At 72.5% G+C, this 15,298-nt stretch carries 15 protein-coding genes; 13 read left to right on the forward strand and 2 right to left on the reverse strand.

Features of this window, described 5'->3' with window-relative positions; translation table 11 throughout:
* The first annotated feature begins 36 nt into the window (after window positions 1-36).
* Genes ACWGQ1_RS09425 through ACWGQ1_RS09435 form a run of 3 tightly spaced genes read left to right on the forward strand, consistent with a single transcriptional unit; the run spans window position 37 to window position 2,803 of the window.
* Entirely contained in the window at window positions 37-870 is an 834-nt protein-coding gene (locus ACWGQ1_RS09425; RefSeq protein WP_136045840.1) for a purine-nucleoside phosphorylase, read from the forward strand.
* The gene (locus ACWGQ1_RS09430; RefSeq protein ID WP_452312844.1) at window positions 867-2,537 is read left to right on the forward strand and encodes a phospho-sugar mutase; all 1,671 of its coding nucleotides are present in this window, start codon (window positions 867-869) and stop codon (window positions 2,535-2,537) included. Before ACWGQ1_RS09425 ends, ACWGQ1_RS09430 begins: the two co-directional genes overlap by 4 nt.
* Before the next feature lie 2 nt (window positions 2,538-2,539).
* Window positions 2,540-2,803 (forward strand): HPr family phosphocarrier protein, encoded by a 264-nt coding sequence (locus tag ACWGQ1_RS09435; RefSeq protein ID WP_136030335.1) that lies wholly within the window; start codon window positions 2,540-2,542, stop codon window positions 2,801-2,803.
* 2 nt (window positions 2,804-2,805) lie between these two features.
* Here the strand turns inward: ACWGQ1_RS09435 and ACWGQ1_RS09440 are convergent, their stop codons facing one another.
* Complete coding sequence (locus ACWGQ1_RS09440) at window positions 2,806-4,728, reverse strand: BglG family transcription antiterminator (RefSeq protein ID WP_136030337.1); 1,923 nt, start codon at window positions 4,726-4,728, stop codon at window positions 2,806-2,808.
* A gap of 165 nt (window positions 4,729-4,893) precedes the next feature.
* Here ACWGQ1_RS09440 and ACWGQ1_RS09445 point away from each other — a divergent pair, with 165 nt between their 5' ends.
* The 10 genes from ACWGQ1_RS09445 to ACWGQ1_RS09490 all read left to right on the forward strand — a co-directional run bounded on the left by ACWGQ1_RS09445 (window position 4,894) and on the right by ACWGQ1_RS09490 (window position 14,436).
* Window positions 4,894-5,211, forward strand: coding sequence for a PTS sugar transporter subunit IIB (locus ACWGQ1_RS09445; protein WP_136030339.1), 318 nt, complete (start codon window positions 4,894-4,896; stop codon window positions 5,209-5,211).
* On the forward strand, window positions 5,208-5,489 hold the full coding sequence (locus ACWGQ1_RS09450) for an HPr family phosphocarrier protein (RefSeq protein WP_136030342.1): 282 nt from the start codon (window positions 5,208-5,210) through the stop codon (window positions 5,487-5,489). Before ACWGQ1_RS09445 ends, ACWGQ1_RS09450 begins: the two co-directional genes overlap by 4 nt.
* Window positions 5,486-7,171, forward strand: a complete 1,686-nt coding sequence (gene ptsP / locus ACWGQ1_RS09455) for a phosphoenolpyruvate--protein phosphotransferase (protein ID WP_247639043.1) — start codon at window positions 5,486-5,488, stop codon at window positions 7,169-7,171. Before ACWGQ1_RS09450 ends, ptsP begins: the two co-directional genes overlap by 4 nt.
* A complete protein-coding gene (locus ACWGQ1_RS09460; protein WP_136030346.1) occupies window positions 7,168-8,802 on the forward strand; it encodes a PTS mannitol transporter subunit IICB in 1,635 nt (544 codons plus the stop codon). Before ptsP ends, ACWGQ1_RS09460 begins: the two co-directional genes overlap by 4 nt.
* Window positions 8,799-9,233: a PTS sugar transporter subunit IIA gene (locus ACWGQ1_RS09465; protein WP_452312845.1), complete on the forward strand. Its 435-nt coding sequence runs from the start codon at window positions 8,799-8,801 to the stop codon at window positions 9,231-9,233. The genes ACWGQ1_RS09460 and ACWGQ1_RS09465 overlap by 4 nt, the downstream gene beginning before the upstream one ends.
* Window positions 9,230-10,387: a mannitol-1-phosphate 5-dehydrogenase gene (locus ACWGQ1_RS09470; RefSeq protein ID WP_452312846.1), complete on the forward strand. Its 1,158-nt coding sequence runs from the start codon at window positions 9,230-9,232 to the stop codon at window positions 10,385-10,387. The genes ACWGQ1_RS09465 and ACWGQ1_RS09470 overlap by 4 nt, the downstream gene beginning before the upstream one ends.
* 96 nt (window positions 10,388-10,483) lie before the next feature.
* A complete protein-coding gene (locus ACWGQ1_RS09475) occupies window positions 10,484-11,776 on the forward strand; it encodes a flavin-containing monooxygenase (RefSeq protein ID WP_136035781.1) in 1,293 nt (430 codons plus the stop codon).
* Window positions 11,773-12,723, forward strand: coding sequence for a bile acid:sodium symporter family protein (locus ACWGQ1_RS09480; protein WP_378803918.1), 951 nt, complete (start codon window positions 11,773-11,775; stop codon window positions 12,721-12,723). Before ACWGQ1_RS09475 ends, ACWGQ1_RS09480 begins: the two co-directional genes overlap by 4 nt.
* Window positions 12,723-13,679 carry an NAD-dependent epimerase/dehydratase family protein gene (locus ACWGQ1_RS09485; RefSeq protein ID WP_452312847.1) on the forward strand — a complete coding sequence of 319 codons (957 nt, stop codon included), beginning with the start codon at window positions 12,723-12,725 and terminating at the stop codon, window positions 13,677-13,679. The genes ACWGQ1_RS09480 and ACWGQ1_RS09485 overlap by 1 nt, the downstream gene beginning before the upstream one ends.
* Before the next feature lie 10 nt (window positions 13,680-13,689).
* The gene (locus tag ACWGQ1_RS09490; protein WP_247639045.1) at window positions 13,690-14,436 is read left to right on the forward strand and encodes an alpha/beta hydrolase; all 747 of its coding nucleotides are present in this window, start codon (window positions 13,690-13,692) and stop codon (window positions 14,434-14,436) included.
* Between the two features lie 10 nt (window positions 14,437-14,446).
* Here ACWGQ1_RS09490 and ACWGQ1_RS09495 read toward each other — a convergent pair whose 3' ends face one another.
* Entirely contained in the window at window positions 14,447-15,298 is an 852-nt protein-coding gene (locus ACWGQ1_RS09495; RefSeq protein WP_240744532.1) for a carbohydrate kinase family protein, read from the reverse strand.

Below are 15,298 nucleotides of genomic sequence, written 5' to 3' on the forward strand. Positions count from 1 at the left end.
CTGGCCCCCGAGCCTGCACCTTCCTAGAGTGGATCCATGCCTGAAACGCACAGCAACCCCCTCGACGACCCCTCCGCGAACCCGTTCGAGGTGGCCGCCGCGGCCGCCTCCGACATCGCGCGCCTCACCGGCGTCGAGAAGCACGACATCGCCCTCACGCTCGGCAGCGGCTGGGGCAAGGCCGCCGACCTCATCGGCGAGACGGTCGCCACGATCCCCGCGACCGAGGTCACCGGATTCTCCAAGCCCGCCCTCGAGGGACACGTCGGGACGCTGCGCAGCATCCGCACCCCCGGCGGGAAGAACGTGCTGGTGATCGGCGCGCGCACCCACTACTACGAGAACCACGGCGTGCGTCGCGTGGTGCACAGCGTGCGAACGGCCGCTGCGACGGGGGCGAAGATCATGGTGCTCACCAACGGTGCCGGCGGCATCCGCGAGACCTGGAAGCCCGGCCAGCCGGTGCTGATCAGCGACCACATCAACCTGACCGCCGACTCGCCGCTCGAGGGGGCGACGTTCATCGACCTCACCGACCTGTACGCGAAGCGTCTGCGCGACGTCGCTCGGAGCATCGACCCCGGCCTGGACGAGGGCGTCTACACGCAGTTCCGCGGTCCGCACTACGAGACCCCGGCCGAGGTGCAGATGGCGAAGGCGATCGGCGGGCACATCGTCGGCATGTCCACCGCGCTGGAGGCCATCGCGGCGCGCGAGGCGGGCATGGAGATCCTCGGGTTCTCGCTCATCACGAACCTCGCCGCCGGCATCCAGCAGACACCGCTCAGCCATGCCGAGGTGATCGAGGCCGGGCGGGAGGCGGAGCCGGTGATCTCCGCACTGCTGGCGAGGGTGGTCGAGGCCCTGTGAGCGAGGAGCGGCTCGCGCAGGCCCGCGCCTGGCTGCGGCAGGACCCCGACCCGCAGACCAGGGACGAACTCGCCGGCGTCGTGACCAGGGCCGCCGCGGGAGACGCCGCGGCCGTCGCCGACCTGGACGACCGCTTCGGCCGTCGGCTCGCGTTCGGCACGGCCGGACTGCGCGGTGAGCTCGGCGCCGGGAGCAACCGGATGAACAGGGTGCTCGTCGCCCAGGCCGCGGCCGGGTTCGCCGCGTACCTCCGCGAGCGCGCGGGGGGCGGCACGCCCACCGTCGTGATCGGCTACGACGGCCGACGCAACTCCCGGGTGTTCGCGCAGGACTCTGCCGAGCTCTTCGCCGGGGCGGGACTGCGCGCGATCCTGCTGCCGCGCCTGCTGCCGACCCCGGTGCTGGCCTTCGCCGTACGCCACCTCGACGCCGCCGCCGGGGTGATGGTGACGGCGAGCCACAACCCGCCGAACGACAACGGCTACAAGGTGTACCTCGGCGGCGCCGACCAGGGCTCGCAGATCGTGGCCCCCGCGGACGCCGAGATCGCCGCGCACATCCAGCGGGTCGCAGACGCCGGAGACGTGCGGTCGCTGCCGCGCTCCACGGAGTACGAGACGGCGGGCGAAGACGTGGTCGAGGCCTATATCGCCGCGACCGCCGCCGTGGCCCCGGCTCCGGACGACGCGGCCGGGCTGCGGTGGGTGTACACGGCCATGCACGGCGTGGGCTGGGAGACGGTGTCGCGCATCGTGAAGGCCGCGGGCTACCCGCAGCCGCTCGTGGTCGACGAGCAGCTGCGCCCCGACGCCACCTTCCACACGGTGTCGTTCCCCAACCCGGAAGAGCCGGGTGCCATGGACCTCGCGTTCGCGAAGGCCCGGCGGACGCGCGCCGACCTCATCCTCGCGAACGACCCGGACGCCGACCGGCTCGCCGTGGCGATTCCCGACGACACCGCGCCGGAGGGCTGGCGCCGGCTCACCGGCAACGAGGTGGGCCTGCTGCTCGGCGCCCGCGCCGCCCGTGCGGCCGCCGGCATGCCCGGAGCCTCGCTGGCCTGCTCGCTGGTCTCCTCCCCCGGTCTCGGCGCGGTCGCCGCGCACCACGGCCTCGACTTCCACGAGACGCTCACCGGCTTCAAGTGGATCTCGCGGGCCCCGGGCATCGTGTTCGGTTTCGAGGAGGCGCTCGGCTACCTCGTCAACCCCGAGACCGTGCGGGACAAGGACGGCATCTCCGCCGCCGTGGCGCTGCTCGGGCTCGCCGCGGAGGCGCGCGGGCGCGGCGCGACCATCGCGGATCTGCTCCGCGAGCTCGGCGACACCTACGGGCACTTCGCGAGCGCCCAGGTGTCGGTGCGCGTGGCCGATCTGGCCCTCATCGGCACCGTCATGCTGGCGCTGCGGACCCTGCCGCCCACGCAGATCGGCGGGCGCTCCATCGCCTCGGCGGAGGACCTGCTGAACGCCGCGGACGGTCAGCCGTCGGGCGACGTGCTCCGGTACCGGCTGAGCGACGGCTCGCGCGTCATCGTCCGCCCGAGCGGCACGGAGCCGAAGCTCAAGGTGTACATCGATGCGCGGGGCGACTCGGCGGAGGGAGCGGCTGCGGCCGTCGCCGAGCTCGAGGCCGGAGTGCGCGCCCTGCTGGACGAGCGCTCCTGACCATGCCCGAGCGGACCGTCGTCGTGAGCGCGCACAACGGCGTGCACGCGCGCCCGGTCGCCGAGATCGTCAGACTCGTGCAGGCGCACGACCGCCCGGTGACGCTGCGCACCGCCGACGGGACGACCGTCGACCTGAGCAGCGTGCTGGCGGTCATGGACCTCGCGATCGTGCCGGGCGATGCCGTCGTGCTGGAGACGGCGGCATCCCCCGCCGCGGAGACGCTGCTGGACCGGCTCGCCGACGTGCTCGCACCGCGGGGCTGAGCTCAGCCGTCGATCACCGCCACCAGCTCGTCGAGGAACGCCTCGAACGTGGTGCCGCGCCGCACGATGCGCTGCACGCTGTCGCGCTCGCTGAACACCTCGACGAGCTGCTCGAACACGGTCTGGAAGGCCGCGCGGTCGCCCTCGCTGAACGCGGCGAGCGCGACGACCTGCACGCGGGCATCGCCCCAGGCCGCGGACCCCTCGGCGACCCCGATCGCGATCGCGGTGCGGGTGGCCGTCATCTGCAGCGCGTGCGGCACGGCGAGCGCGTCGGTGAACGCCGTGGACGACAGGCGTTCGCGCACGATCGTGTTCTCCACGTAGTCGTCGCCGATCAGTCCGGCCGCCACCAGCCGCGCGCCGAGGAGCCGGATGATCTCCTCCTCCCCCGCATCGGGCAGCGGGAAGACGTAGGCGTCGTGCAGGAAGTAGCGCGCCAGCTCGGCCCGCAGCCGCGTGAGACGCCGGCCGCGGCGGACGCGGGCCGCGGCCTGCTGCACGCGGTCGACGTCGGCGTCGGTGAGGAACGGCTGGATGCGCACGAACCGCTCACCGGGTGAGCCGGGCTCGATCGTGCTGAGCACCAGGTCGGTGTCGAACGACGCCCAGTCGGGGTCGACGTTCGTGACGACGCTCGTGACCTCGATCGCGGAGCCGAGGGAGCGGTCGACGCTCGACCGCAGCAGCTCGTGCAGCTCGTAATAGCCGGGGCACACGATCGTCGCCGTGAGGATCGACTCGGCCTTGCGGCTGCGCTCGAGACGCCCGCCGACGTGCATCGCGATGTAGGCGATCTCGTCGTCGTGGACGGGGGTGCCGAGGCGGTCGTGCAGCCCGCTCGCGATCGACACCGCCACCTCGAAGATCATCGGATAGGTGGTCTTGAGCGACCGCGTGAGCGGGTTGCGCGTGAGGGCGCTCTCCTCCGCCCGTCGCCGCAGGTTCTGCACGTGCAGCGCGAGCCGCAGCACGAACGTCTCGTCGACCAGGTCGACCTGGAAGTCGTCCGCGGCCCTGGCGATCTCGGCCCGCACGGCCGCGTCGACCTCCGGCGCCACTCCGCTGCGCGCGACCTCGCGGGTCTCGTCGCCGCCCGGCGCCACGATGCGTGTGAGCACGAGGGACGCGAGGTGGGCGCTGTCGCCCTCGCCGAGCATCACGCCGAAGTGCTCGGCGGCGAGACGCGCGATCACCGCGCCCACGCGAGGGATCTCGGGCCTGGCCCCGGTCGGCGGCGTGTCGAGTGACCGCCCGGCGGCCACCCGCTCCGCGGCGATCGCGATGTGCAGCAGCACGTCGGCGATCGCGAGCTCGTTGACGTAGTAGCCGAGCTGTCCGAGCTCCCCCACCAGGGCCGACTTGAAGGGCGCGACCGCCCGCGGATCGACCGCCGTGCCGGACAGCGCGCGGCGGAACACCTCCGGGTGGAAGGACGCATCGTCCATCTCGTCGTGCGCGAGCCGGCTGAGCAGCCGCCGCTGGGCCGCCTCGTCGCCACGCAGCCGCACGATCTCGCGCGAGCGGTCGAGGGTGAGGTCGGTGCCGTCGAGCAGACCGCGCACGCGCACGAGGTCGGCCTCCAGGGTGGCCTCGCTCACGTGCAGCTCGTCGGCGGCGTCGAATACGTCGACGCCCTCCGGCGCGTCGAGCAGCATGCGCACGAGCGCGTGCAACCGGTCGCGGGGCGTGGCCTCGCGGCCCTGGCGCACCCGTTGCGCGCCCCGGGCGCCCGACCCCGCGCGATAGCCGGCGGGTCCCGACTCCACCACGGCCGCGCCGGGCGTGCGGGCGTTGAGGGCGGCGACGTACGACCGGATGCTCCGCGGGGTCACGCCGAGGAGGTCGGCCAGGCTCCCGGCGGTCGCCCAGCCCTCCTGCCGCAGCAGCAGCGCGAGGAGCTGATCCTGGCGCTGGCGCGACATGACTCCCCCTGCTCTGGCGTGCTGACCGCACTGTCCGACGTGTCTCCATGATGTCAGCCCGACGGGCGGGGCGCGCGGAAACCGAGGTTCCGCAGGGGCGGAAAGGAACGTGTTGGCGCGACCCCGCTCCGCGTTCTCAGACTGTTCTCAGGAAAGGCGGCATCGATGAGGATCCTCGTGGTGTGCGGCGCTGGCGCGTCGAGCACGTTCGTCGCGCAGCGGTTGCGCAGGGCGGCGGAGTCCGTCGGCCTGGACTGGGATGCGGCGGCCGGAACGGAGAGCTCCGTCGCCGCAGGGCGCCACGACCTCGTGCTCATCGGCCCGCACCTCGGCGACCGGCTCGCCGACATCCGCCGCGTCGCCGACGGCCCCGTGGCGCTGCTGCCCGACGACGTCTTCGCCGACCGCGACGGCAGCCGCACCCTCCGGCTCGCCCGCTCGATCCTCGCCGACGCCGGCGAGACACCGAAAGGAACACCATGACCGCCACTCGCACCGTCCGGATCGGCTCCTCGCACGGCCTGCACGCCCGCCCCGCGAAGATCTTCGCGCAGGCGGCCAAGGATTCCGGTCTCGCCGTGACCATCGCGAAGGACTCCGGCAAGCCGGTCAACGCCGCCAGCATCCTCGGCGTCATCGCGCTCGCGGTCGAGCACGGCGACTACGTCACGCTCACGGCCGAGGGCGACGGCGCGGAGGACGTGCTGGACACGCTCACGGAGCTGCTGACCACCGATCACGATCAGGACGCGGCCGGATGAGCGAGCTGCGCGGGGTGGGAATCGGCCTCGGCGTCGCCCAGGGACCGGTCGTCCGGATGACCGAGGCACTGCCGGCGCCGGACGACTCGCCCAGCACCGCGGGCGCCGATGCCGAGCGCGCGCGAGCCCGCGAGGCCGTCGCCACGGTGGCGCGCGAGCTGACCGCGCGCGGCGAGGCCGCCGGAGGAGCGGCGCAGGAGGTGCTCGAGGCGCAGGCCATGATCGCCGAGGACCCGACGCTGCAGGACGAGGTGGATGCCCGCATCGACGGCGGCGCCACCGCGGAGTGGGCCGTGCACGACGCGTTCGCCGGGTTCCGCGCGACGCTGGAGGCCGTGGGCGGCTACCTCGGGGAGCGCGCCGCCGACCTCGACGACATCGCCCAGCGCGTGCTCGCCCGCCTGCGCGGGGTCGACGCCCCCGGCGTGCCGAACCCCGGGCACCCGTTCGTGCTGGTCGCGCGCGACCTCGCCCCGGCGGACACCGCGCTGCTCGACCTCGACCAGGTGCTCGCGCTCATCACCACGGACGGCGGCCCCACGTCGCACACCGCGATCCTCGCCCGCGAGAAGGGCATCGTCGCGATCGTCGGGGCGTCCGAGGGCACCGCCCTCACCACGGGCGAGACCGTGATCGTCGACGCCGCAGCCGGGGTCGTGACCCGCGAGCCCAGCACCGAGGCCCTGGCCCGTGCCGCCGAGCGCGCCGCGGCCCGACGCTCGGCCGTCGATGCACCAGCCACTCCCGGCGCCCTCGCCGACGGCACGCCCATCGCGCTGCTGGCGAACCTGGGGAAGCCTGCGGACGCCGCCGATGCGGTCGCTCGGGGGGCCGAGGGCGTCGGGCTGTTCCGCACCGAGTTCCTGTTCCTCTCGGCGTCCCAGGCCCCGACGGTGGCGCAGCAGCGCGAGTCGTACCGCGAGCTCCTGGCGGCGTTCCCCGGCCGGAAGGTCGTGGTGCGCATGCTCGACGCGGGCGCCGACAAGCCCCTGGCCTTCCTCAACGACGCGCACGAGGAGAACCCGGCCCTGGGGCTCCGCGGCCTCCGGGCGCTGAGGGCGAGCGAGGACATCCTGCGCGAGCAGCTCACGGCGCTCGCGGAAGCCGACGCCGAGACCGACGCCGACCTGTGGGTCATGGCGCCCATGGTCGCGACGGTCGAGGAGACCGTGTACTTCACGGGACTCGCACGCGAGTACGGGCTGAAGACCGCCGGGGTCATGGTCGAGGTCCCGTCCAGCGCCCTGCTGGCCGACCGGGTGCTCGCCCACGCGGACTTCGCCTCGATCGGCACCAACGACCTCACGCAGTACACGATGGCCGCCGACCGCCTGCTCGGCTCGGTCGCGTCGTTCCAGGACCCGTGGCACCCCGCGGTGCTCCGCCTGGTGCGCGAGGTCGGCGCGGCCGGTGCCCGTCTCGGCAAGCCCGTGGGGATCTGCGGGGAGGCCGCGGCCGACCCCCTCCTCGCCGTCGTGCTCGTGGGTCTCGGGGCGACCAGTCTCTCGATGGCGCCGTCCGCGTTGGCCGACGTGCGCCGCGCCCTCTCCGAACGCACCGCATCCGACGCGCTCAGCCTGGCGGAAGCCGCGCTGGACGCCGACGACGCCTCCTCCGCCCGAACCGCCGTGGCGACCCTCGCCGCGGCACTCCCCCCTCACCAGAAAGAGACGACATCATGACGACGACGTCACCTGCCGCCACGAGACCCGGCGGCCTCCGCCTGGGTGTCCAGCGCTTCGGCACCTTCCTCTCGGGCATGATCATGCCGAACATCGCGGCCTTCATCGCCTGGGGCTTCATCACGATGCTCTTCATCCCCGCCGGCTTCTTCGGCGCGGACAGCCCCTTCGGCTGGCACTGGGCCGGGGTCGCCGAGATCATCGGCGGCGGCGGCGACTCGGCCGTGATCGGCTGGCAGGGTGCCATGACCGCGGTGGCCGAGGGTGACGGCGGCAACATCCTGGCGTACGTCGGGCTGGTCGGCCCGATGGTCACCTACCTGCTGCCGCTGCTGATCGCCAACACCGCGGGCCGCCTGGTCTACGGCGAGCGCGGTGGCGTCGTGGCCACGATCGCCACGGTCGGCGTGATCGTCGGCACGAACATCCCGATGTTCCTCGGCGCCATGATCATGGGACCGATCGCCGCATGGCTCACGAAGCAGATGGATCGCCTGTGGGACGGCAAGATCCGCCCCGGGTTCGAGATGCTCGTGAACAACTTCTCGGCGGGCATCCTCGGCATGATCCTCGCGATCGTCGGCTTCTTCGCGTTCGGACCGGTCATGCTCGGCATCAGCACCGCGCTGGGCGCCGCCGTCGACTGGCTCGTCGGGCTGAACCTGCTGCCGCTGGTGTCGATCATCGTCGAGCCCGCGAAGGTGCTGTTCCTCAACAACGCCATCAACCACGGCGTGTTCACCCCGCTCGGCATCGAGCAGGCGACCGAGACCGGCAAGTCGATCCTGTTCCTCATCGAGGCGAACCCCGGTCCGGGCATCGGCCTGCTGCTGGCGTTCAGCTTCTTCGGGGTCGGTGCCGCGCGGGCGTCCGCGCCCGGTGCCGCGATCATCCAGTTCTTCGGCGGCATCCACGAGATCTACTTCCCGTACGCGCTGAGCAAGCCGGCGACGATCCTCGCCCTGATCGCGGGTGGAGCGACCGGTGTCACCACGAACATGCTCCTCGGCGGAGGCCTGGCCTTCCCGGCGGCGCCCGGCAGCATCATCGCGGTGACCGCCGCGGCGATCGGCCCCGGCGTCGCGAACCTGCTCGTGGTCTACCTGTCCGTCATCCTTGCTGCCGCCGTCACGTTCCTGCTCACCGCCGTGATCCTGCGGGCCTCGCGCAAGCGCGACCTCGCGGCGGAGGGCGACACGTTCGGTGCGGCGATCGCGCAGACCGAGGCGAACAAGGGCAAGTCGTCCGCCGCGATGGACGCGCTGCGCACCTCGTCGGGCGCTGCGACAGCCACCGCCGCGACCGAGGCGCCCGCGACCGCGGTCGCCGACCGGCCGATCTCCACGATCGTGTTCGCGTGCGACGCCGGCATGGGCTCCTCGGCCATGGGCGCCAGCGTGCTCCGCAACAAGATCAAGAAGGCCGGGATCGAGGGCGTCACCGTGACCAACGCGGCGATCGCCAACCTCGACGGCACCGCCGACCTGGTGATCACGCAGCAGCAGCTCACGGAGCGGGCGCAGACGAAGTCGCCGAACTCCATCCACGTCTCCGTCGACAACTTCATGAACTCGCCGAAGTACGAAGAGGTCGTCGAGATGGTCAGGGAACAGCGAAAGGACGAAGAATGAGCGTGCTCACCCTCGAGCAGATCCGGATCCACCCGTCGGGTGCGACGCGGGACGACGCCCTCCAGGAGGCGACGGACATCCTCGTCGCCGCCGGAGCGGTCACCCCCGCCTACGTCGACGCGATGCGGCAGCGCGAGCAGACCGTGTCGACCTACATGGGCAACGGGCTCGCGATCCCGCACGGCACCAACGACGCGAAGGACGCCATCCTGGCCTCGGCCCTCTCGGTCGTGCGCTACGACGGCGGCGTCGACTGGGACGGCGAGCAGGCGACCTTCGTCATCGGCATCGCCGGTGTCGGGGACGAGCACCTGGAGATCCTGTCGCGCATCGCGATCCTGTTCTCGGACGAGGACGACGTCGCGAAGCTCGCCGCGGCGCACACCCCGGAGGAGCTCTACACGCTCCTGTCGGAGGTGAACGAGGCATGAAGGCGGTCCACTTCGGGGCCGGCAACATCGGGCGCGGATTCGTCGGCCTGCTGCTGCACGAGGGCGGGTACGAGGTCGTGTTCTCGGATGTCGCCGGGGCTCTCGTCGACGCCATCAACGCGGTCGACGAGTACACCGTGCACGAGGCCGGCCCCGGGGGGACCGATCACGTCGTCACCGGGTTCCGCGCGGTGAACAGCCGCACCGACCCCGATGCCGTCGCGGAGGAGGTGGCGACCGCGGACGTCGTCACCACGGCCGTGGGACCGACGGTGCTGCGCTTCGTGGCGCCGTCGATCGTCGCGGGGCTCGCGCTCCGCTCCCCCTCGGCCGCGCCGCTGCAGGTCATGGCGTGCGAGAACGCGATCGGCGCCACCGACCAGCTGCGCGCCGAGGTCGCCGCGGCCGCCGGGTCCGACGCCGAGGCCCTGCTGTCGCGCGCGGTGTTCGCGAACACCGCGGTGGACCGCATCGTGCCCGCGCAGCCCGAGGGCGCGGGCGTCGACGTCACGGTGGAGCCGTACGTGGAGTGGGCCATCGAGTCGGGGCCGTTCGGGGACGCGCCGCCGCACATCCCGGGGGCGCACTTCGTCGCGGACCTCGCGCCGTACATCGAGCGCAAGCTGTTCACGGTGAACACGGGACACGCCGCGACCGCGTACTTCGGCGCTCGCGCGGGCATCGAGCGCATCTCGGACGCGCTGGCCGACCCCGACATCGCCGCCCGGGTGTCCGCGGCACTGCAGGAGACATCGGCCGTGCTCGCGGCGGTGCACGGTCTCGATCCGGCCGAGCTCGCCGCGTACCGCGCCACGATCCTCGACCGGTTCCGCAACCCGGAACTGGTCGACACGGTGCAGCGCGTTGGGCGGCAGCCGCTGCGTAAGATCTCCCGCCACGAGCGTTTCATCGGCCCCGCCGCGATGGCCGCGGAGCGCGGGCTGCCGACCGGGGCCCTGGTGGCCGCCGTCGCCGCCGCTCTCGAGTTCGACGACCCCGCGGATGAGCAGTCCGTCGAGCTCCAGGCGCTCCTGCGCAGCGAGGACGCCGGAGCGTTCACGACCCGCGCCACCGGACTCGACCCCGAACACCCGCTGTACGACGCGGTGCGCGAGGCCGTCGCCGCCCGGCAGGCCGTCCTGCGCGACACCTGATCCCGCCGCGGCGACCGTCCACGACGCGCCCCCGCGCACCGCTACGATCGGTGCGCGGGGGCGTTTTTTCGAGCACAGCGACGTGCGGGGAGCGGGATGAACAGATACGCCGTGATCGGCGCGGGGCCGTCGGGCCTGGCAGCAGCCAGAGCGCTGCAGAAGCGCGGCATCGCCGTGGACGGGTACGAGGCGTCGCACGGCGTCGGCGGCCTGTGGGACATCGACAACCCGCGCAGCACCATGTACGAGTCCGCGCACCTGATCTCCTCGCGCACCACGACCGAGTTCGCGGAGTTCCCGATGCGGACCACCGCGGACTACCCGGGGCACCGCGTGCTCAAGGAGTACTTCACCGACTACGCCGAGCACTTCGGCCTGACAGGGCTGTTCCGCTTCGACACGGCCGTGACCAGGCTCGAACCCCGCGACGGCGGCTGGGACCTCACCGCCACGGGACCGGACGGCGAGCACACCCGGTGGTACGCGGGCGTGGTGCTCGCGAACGGCACGCTCGCCACGCCGAACGTCCCCTCGTTCCGCGGTGCGTTCACGGGCGAGCTGCAGCACACCAGCGCGTACCGGTCGCCGCAGCAGCTCGCGGGGAAGCGCGTTCTGCTGATCGGCGCGGGCAACTCGGGGTGCGACATCGCCGTCGACGCCGTGCACCATGCGGCGTCGGTCGACATGAGCGTGCGCCGCGGCTACTACTTCGTGCCGCGCTACCTGTTCGGGCGTCCCAGCGACACGCTCAACCAGGGCCGACCGCTGCCCGCCCGGCTCAAGCAGGCGATCGACACCCGGGTGCTGCGGGCGTTCACGGGCGATCCGGTACGGTTCGGCTTCCCCCGGCCCGACTACCGGCTGTACGAGTCGCACCCGATCGTGAACACGCTCGTCCTGAACCACCTCGGCCAGGGCGACCTGCGCATCCGACCCGACATCGACCGCTTCGACGGCTCCACGGTGCACTTCCGCGACGGGAGCGCGGACGACTACGACCTGGTCCTGCTCGCCACCGGCTACCGCCTCGACTACCCGTTCGTCGATCCGGAGCACCTGCACTGGCGCGGGGCGGCCCCGAGGCTGTTCCTGAACGTGTTCCCCTCCTCCTTCAACGGGCTGTTCGTGATGGGCATGATCGAGGCGTCGGGGATCGGGTGGCAGGGGCGCTACGAGCAGGCCGAGCTCCTCGCCTCCTACCTGCACGCGGTGGAGACGGCTCCCGAGCGCGGCGCGCGATTCCGCGAGCGGGTGACCGGGGCCCCGTGGCCGGACGTGACCGGCGGCTACCACTACCTCGGCCTCGACCGGATGGCCTACTACGTGAACAAGGACGCCTATCGCCGCGCGGTCCGGCAGGAGCGGCAGTCGCTGGAGGCCGGGGCGTGAACGTCGACGACGTGGTGCTCTCCTTCACCCCCGGCACGCTCACGATCCTCAACGTGGTGCTCGGCCTGATCATGTTCGGCATCGCGCTGGACACGTCACCGCAGGACTTCCGCGTCGTGGCGAAGCACCCGAAGCCGTTCGCGATCGCGATCCTCGCCCAGCTCCTGCTGCTCCCCGTCGCGACGTTCCTGCTCACGCTGGTGCTGCCCGTCCCGCCGTCGATGGCGTTGGGGATGCTGCTGGTCGCGTGCTGTCCGCCCGGCAACATCTCGCAGGTGCTCACGCATCGCGCGGGCGGCAACGTCGCGCTGTCCGTGTCGCTCACGGCGGTCGGCAACCTGGTCTACATCGTCGCGATGCCGCTGAGCATCACGTTCTGGGGGTCGCTGCACCCGACCGCGCGCACGCTGCTGCGCGACATCTCGCTCGACCCGTGGCGCATGCTGCTCGAGATCCTGCTGATCGTCGGTCTCCCGTTCGCCCTCGGGCTGCTGCTGCGGGCGAAGCTGCCGGGGGTGAGCGCGCGCGTGCAGCCCTTCGTGAAGTGGTTCAGCCTGCTCGCACTGCTGGGCTTCATCGTGGCCGCCCTGGTCGGCAACTGGACGGTGTTCATGCAGGTGCTCGGCATCATCCTCCTGGTGGTCGCCGTGCACGATGCGGTCGCGCTGGCCCTCGGTTACGGCACGGCCGTGGTCGGCGGACTGGGCACCCGCGAGCGCAAGGCCATGACCTTCGAGGTGGGCATCCGCAACGCCGGGCTCGGCCTGGGCCTGGTCTTCCTGTTCTTCGACGGGCTGGGCGGCATGGCCATCGTGGCGGGCTGGTGGGGCATCTGGGACATCATCGCCGGACTCGTGCTCGCCGGACTGTGGGCGCGGCACACCCGACGGCGGACCGGAAGCCCCCACGGCGATGCGAGTGGTCGCATGAGCATCGAGGCGGCCTGATGCGGCGGGTGCTGATCACGGGCGGTGCGGGTTTCCTCGGCACGCACGTCGCGAGCGCCCTCGCGCGCCGTGACGACGTGGAGCTGGTCGTAGCCGCGGATGTGCGGGACACCCCCGCGCGGGACGGCGTCGTGAACGCGCTGCTCGACGTGACCGATGCCGCAGCCGTCGCGCCCCTGCTGCGCGCCCACCGGATCGACACCGTGGTGCACCTCGCCGCGATCGTGAACCCGGGTCGCGACGTCGACCGGGAGTACCGGGTCGATGTGATCGGCTCCGCGAATGTGCTCGCCGCGTGCGTCGAGACCGGCGTCCGCCGGATCGTCGTGTCGAGCTCGGGTGCCGCGTACGGCTACCACCCCGACAACCCTGCCTGGATCGACGAGAGCACGCCTCTGCGCGGCAACGACGCGTTCCCGTACGCGCGCCACAAACGGCTGGTCGAGGAGATGCTGTCCGACTGCCGGAGCGAGCACCCCGGACTCGAGCAGGTCGTGTTCCGCATCGGGACGATCCTCGGTCCGACCGTGCGGAATCAGATCACCGCGCTCTGGGACGGGCGGCGCATCCTGCGCATCGCGGGCTCCGACTCCCCCTTCGTGTTCGTCTGGGTCGACGACGTCGCGACGGCGATGGTGCGGGCGGCGACCGACGGACCGGCGGGGGTGTTCAACGTCGCCGGAGACGGGCGTCTCACGGTGCCGCAGATCGCCGCGCGGCTCGGCAAGCGACAGCTCGTGGTCCCCGCGTGGGCACTGGACGCGGCGCTCCGCCTGGGACGGATGCTCCGGCTCACCGAGCACGGGCCGGAGAAGGTGCCGTTCCTGCGCTGGCGGCCCGTGCTGTCCAACCGCCGACTCATCGAGGATTTCGGCTTCACGCCCACGCGCACCTCGGCGGAGGCGTTCGAGGAGTACCTGGCCACGCACCCCTCCGTCTCCCGCCGACGGGAGTAGCGTTGCCTCCGTGCAGAAGAAGCCCCGCCGCCGCATCCTGAGACGTGTCCTGTGGGCTCTGGCCATCGTGCTGGTCCTCGCGATCGGCGGTGTGCTCGCCTACACCCAGATCGGGGTCATGCCGGCCGAACCGGGTCCGCTCGCCGAGGTCCGTGACAATTCGGCGATCACCGTGACCGACGCCGACGAAGGCATCGTGCTGGAACCCGCCGACGGCGACTCCGAACGGGGCCTGGTGTTCATCCCGGGCGCCAAGGTCGATCCGTGGGCCTATGCGGCCCCGCTCCAGGGCCTCGCCGAGGAGGGCATCACGGTCGTCATCACCCGGCCGTGGTTGAACCTCGCGTTCTTCGACCCCCGCGGCCTGGACGACTTCACGTCCGCGGCGCCCGATGTCGAGTCCTGGGCCGTCGGCGGCCACTCCCTGGGCGGCGTCCGCGCCTGCCAGCTCGCCACCGCCGCCGATGCTCTGGTGCTGTTCGCGTCGTACTGCGCGAACGACCTGTCCGATTCCGAGCTCCCGGTGCTCAGCGTGGCCGGGAGCGAGGACGGCCTGTCCACTCCGGAGAAGATCGCCGATGCGCGGCCGATGCTCCCGGCCGACGCCGAACTCGTCGAGATCGACGGCGCCTCTCATGCCTCGTTCGGCGATTACGGGCCACAGGCGGGCGACGGCGAGCCGACCCTGTCCGAGGAGGAGATGCGCGCGCAGCTCACCGACATCGTGGGCGGGTTCCTGCTGTCGGTCCCCCGCTGACCGGCACCTCTCAGCCGAGGACGGGGTCGAGCAGCGGGTGCAGGTGCCGGGTGCCGAGCACGAGCGACGCCGTCCGCGCCCCGGCCTCCAGCGCGGCGGCGAGCCCGGCTCCGCCCAGTCGGGCGTCCAGCACGCCGGCGAGGAACGCGTCGCCTGCGCCGTTGGTGTCGACGACCGTGGTGGGCACCGCGCGCACGCGCACCTCGGTCCCGTCCGCATCGATCGCCACCGCGCCGTCCGCGCCGAGCGTGCACACCGCGAGCTGGGCACCCGCGTCGACCGTGGCCCGCAGGAACTCCACCGGAGAGTCCAGGCGGTCGGCGTTGCAGAACACGGCATGCGCGGCGGCGAGGAACGGCCGGTGGAACGCGGCCGTGCCGTCGTAGTCGTGCACGTCCACCCAGAGCGGCGTGCCGCTCCGCCGTGCCAGCGGGAGCAGGCGCAACGGTTCAGCGGCCAGGTCGAGCACGACCGCGTCGGCCACCGCCAGCTCTGCCGCCAGGGCCGCATCGTCGCGCCCGTCGCCCGCCTCCGGCGTCGCCAGGTACAGCGACACGCGCTCCCCCGCCCTCGTCATGAGGTTCAGGTGGCGCTCCGTCACGCCGTCCGACCAGTGCACGGGCACTCCGGCCGCGGCCAGGGCGTCGCGCACCCGCCGGCCGTCGTCGTCCGACCCCGCGATCGCGTGCAGCGCCACCGCGCGCCCGAGCCCGGTCAGGCTCAGCGCCTTGCCCGCACTCGTGCCGCCGACCGTCTCCCAGCTGTCCTCGGCGAACTGCATGTGCGGTTCCGGCTCCGGCAGCCGGTCGAGCACGACGATCCTGTTCCAGGCGGCGGGACCGACGATGACGACCGCGGCCAC

This window comes from Microbacterium sp. NPDC055599 (assembly GCF_053618975.1).

Coding starts and splice junctions, on each gene's coding strand:
- ACWGQ1_RS09425 (WP_136045840.1), top strand. CDS start 37: ATGCCTGAAACGCACAGCAACCCCCTCGACGACCCCTCCGCGAACCCG.
- ACWGQ1_RS09435 (WP_136030335.1), top strand. CDS start 2,540: ATGCCCGAGCGGACCGTCGTCGTGAGCGCGCACAACGGCGTGCACGCG.
- ACWGQ1_RS09440 (WP_136030337.1), bottom strand. CDS start 4,728: ATGTCGCGCCAGCGCCAGGATCAGCTCCTCGCGCTGCTGCTGCGGCAG.
- ACWGQ1_RS09445 (WP_136030339.1), top strand. CDS start 4,894: ATGAGGATCCTCGTGGTGTGCGGCGCTGGCGCGTCGAGCACGTTCGTC.
- ACWGQ1_RS09450 (WP_136030342.1), top strand. CDS start 5,208: ATGACCGCCACTCGCACCGTCCGGATCGGCTCCTCGCACGGCCTGCAC.
- ptsP (WP_247639043.1), top strand. CDS start 5,486: ATGAGCGAGCTGCGCGGGGTGGGAATCGGCCTCGGCGTCGCCCAGGGA.
- ACWGQ1_RS09460 (WP_136030346.1), top strand. CDS start 7,168: ATGACGACGACGTCACCTGCCGCCACGAGACCCGGCGGCCTCCGCCTG.
- ACWGQ1_RS09465 (WP_452312845.1), top strand. CDS start 8,799: ATGAGCGTGCTCACCCTCGAGCAGATCCGGATCCACCCGTCGGGTGCG.
- ACWGQ1_RS09470 (WP_452312846.1), top strand. CDS start 9,230: ATGAAGGCGGTCCACTTCGGGGCCGGCAACATCGGGCGCGGATTCGTC.
- ACWGQ1_RS09475 (WP_136035781.1), top strand. CDS start 10,484: ATGAACAGATACGCCGTGATCGGCGCGGGGCCGTCGGGCCTGGCAGCA.
- ACWGQ1_RS09485 (WP_452312847.1), top strand. CDS start 12,723: ATGCGGCGGGTGCTGATCACGGGCGGTGCGGGTTTCCTCGGCACGCAC.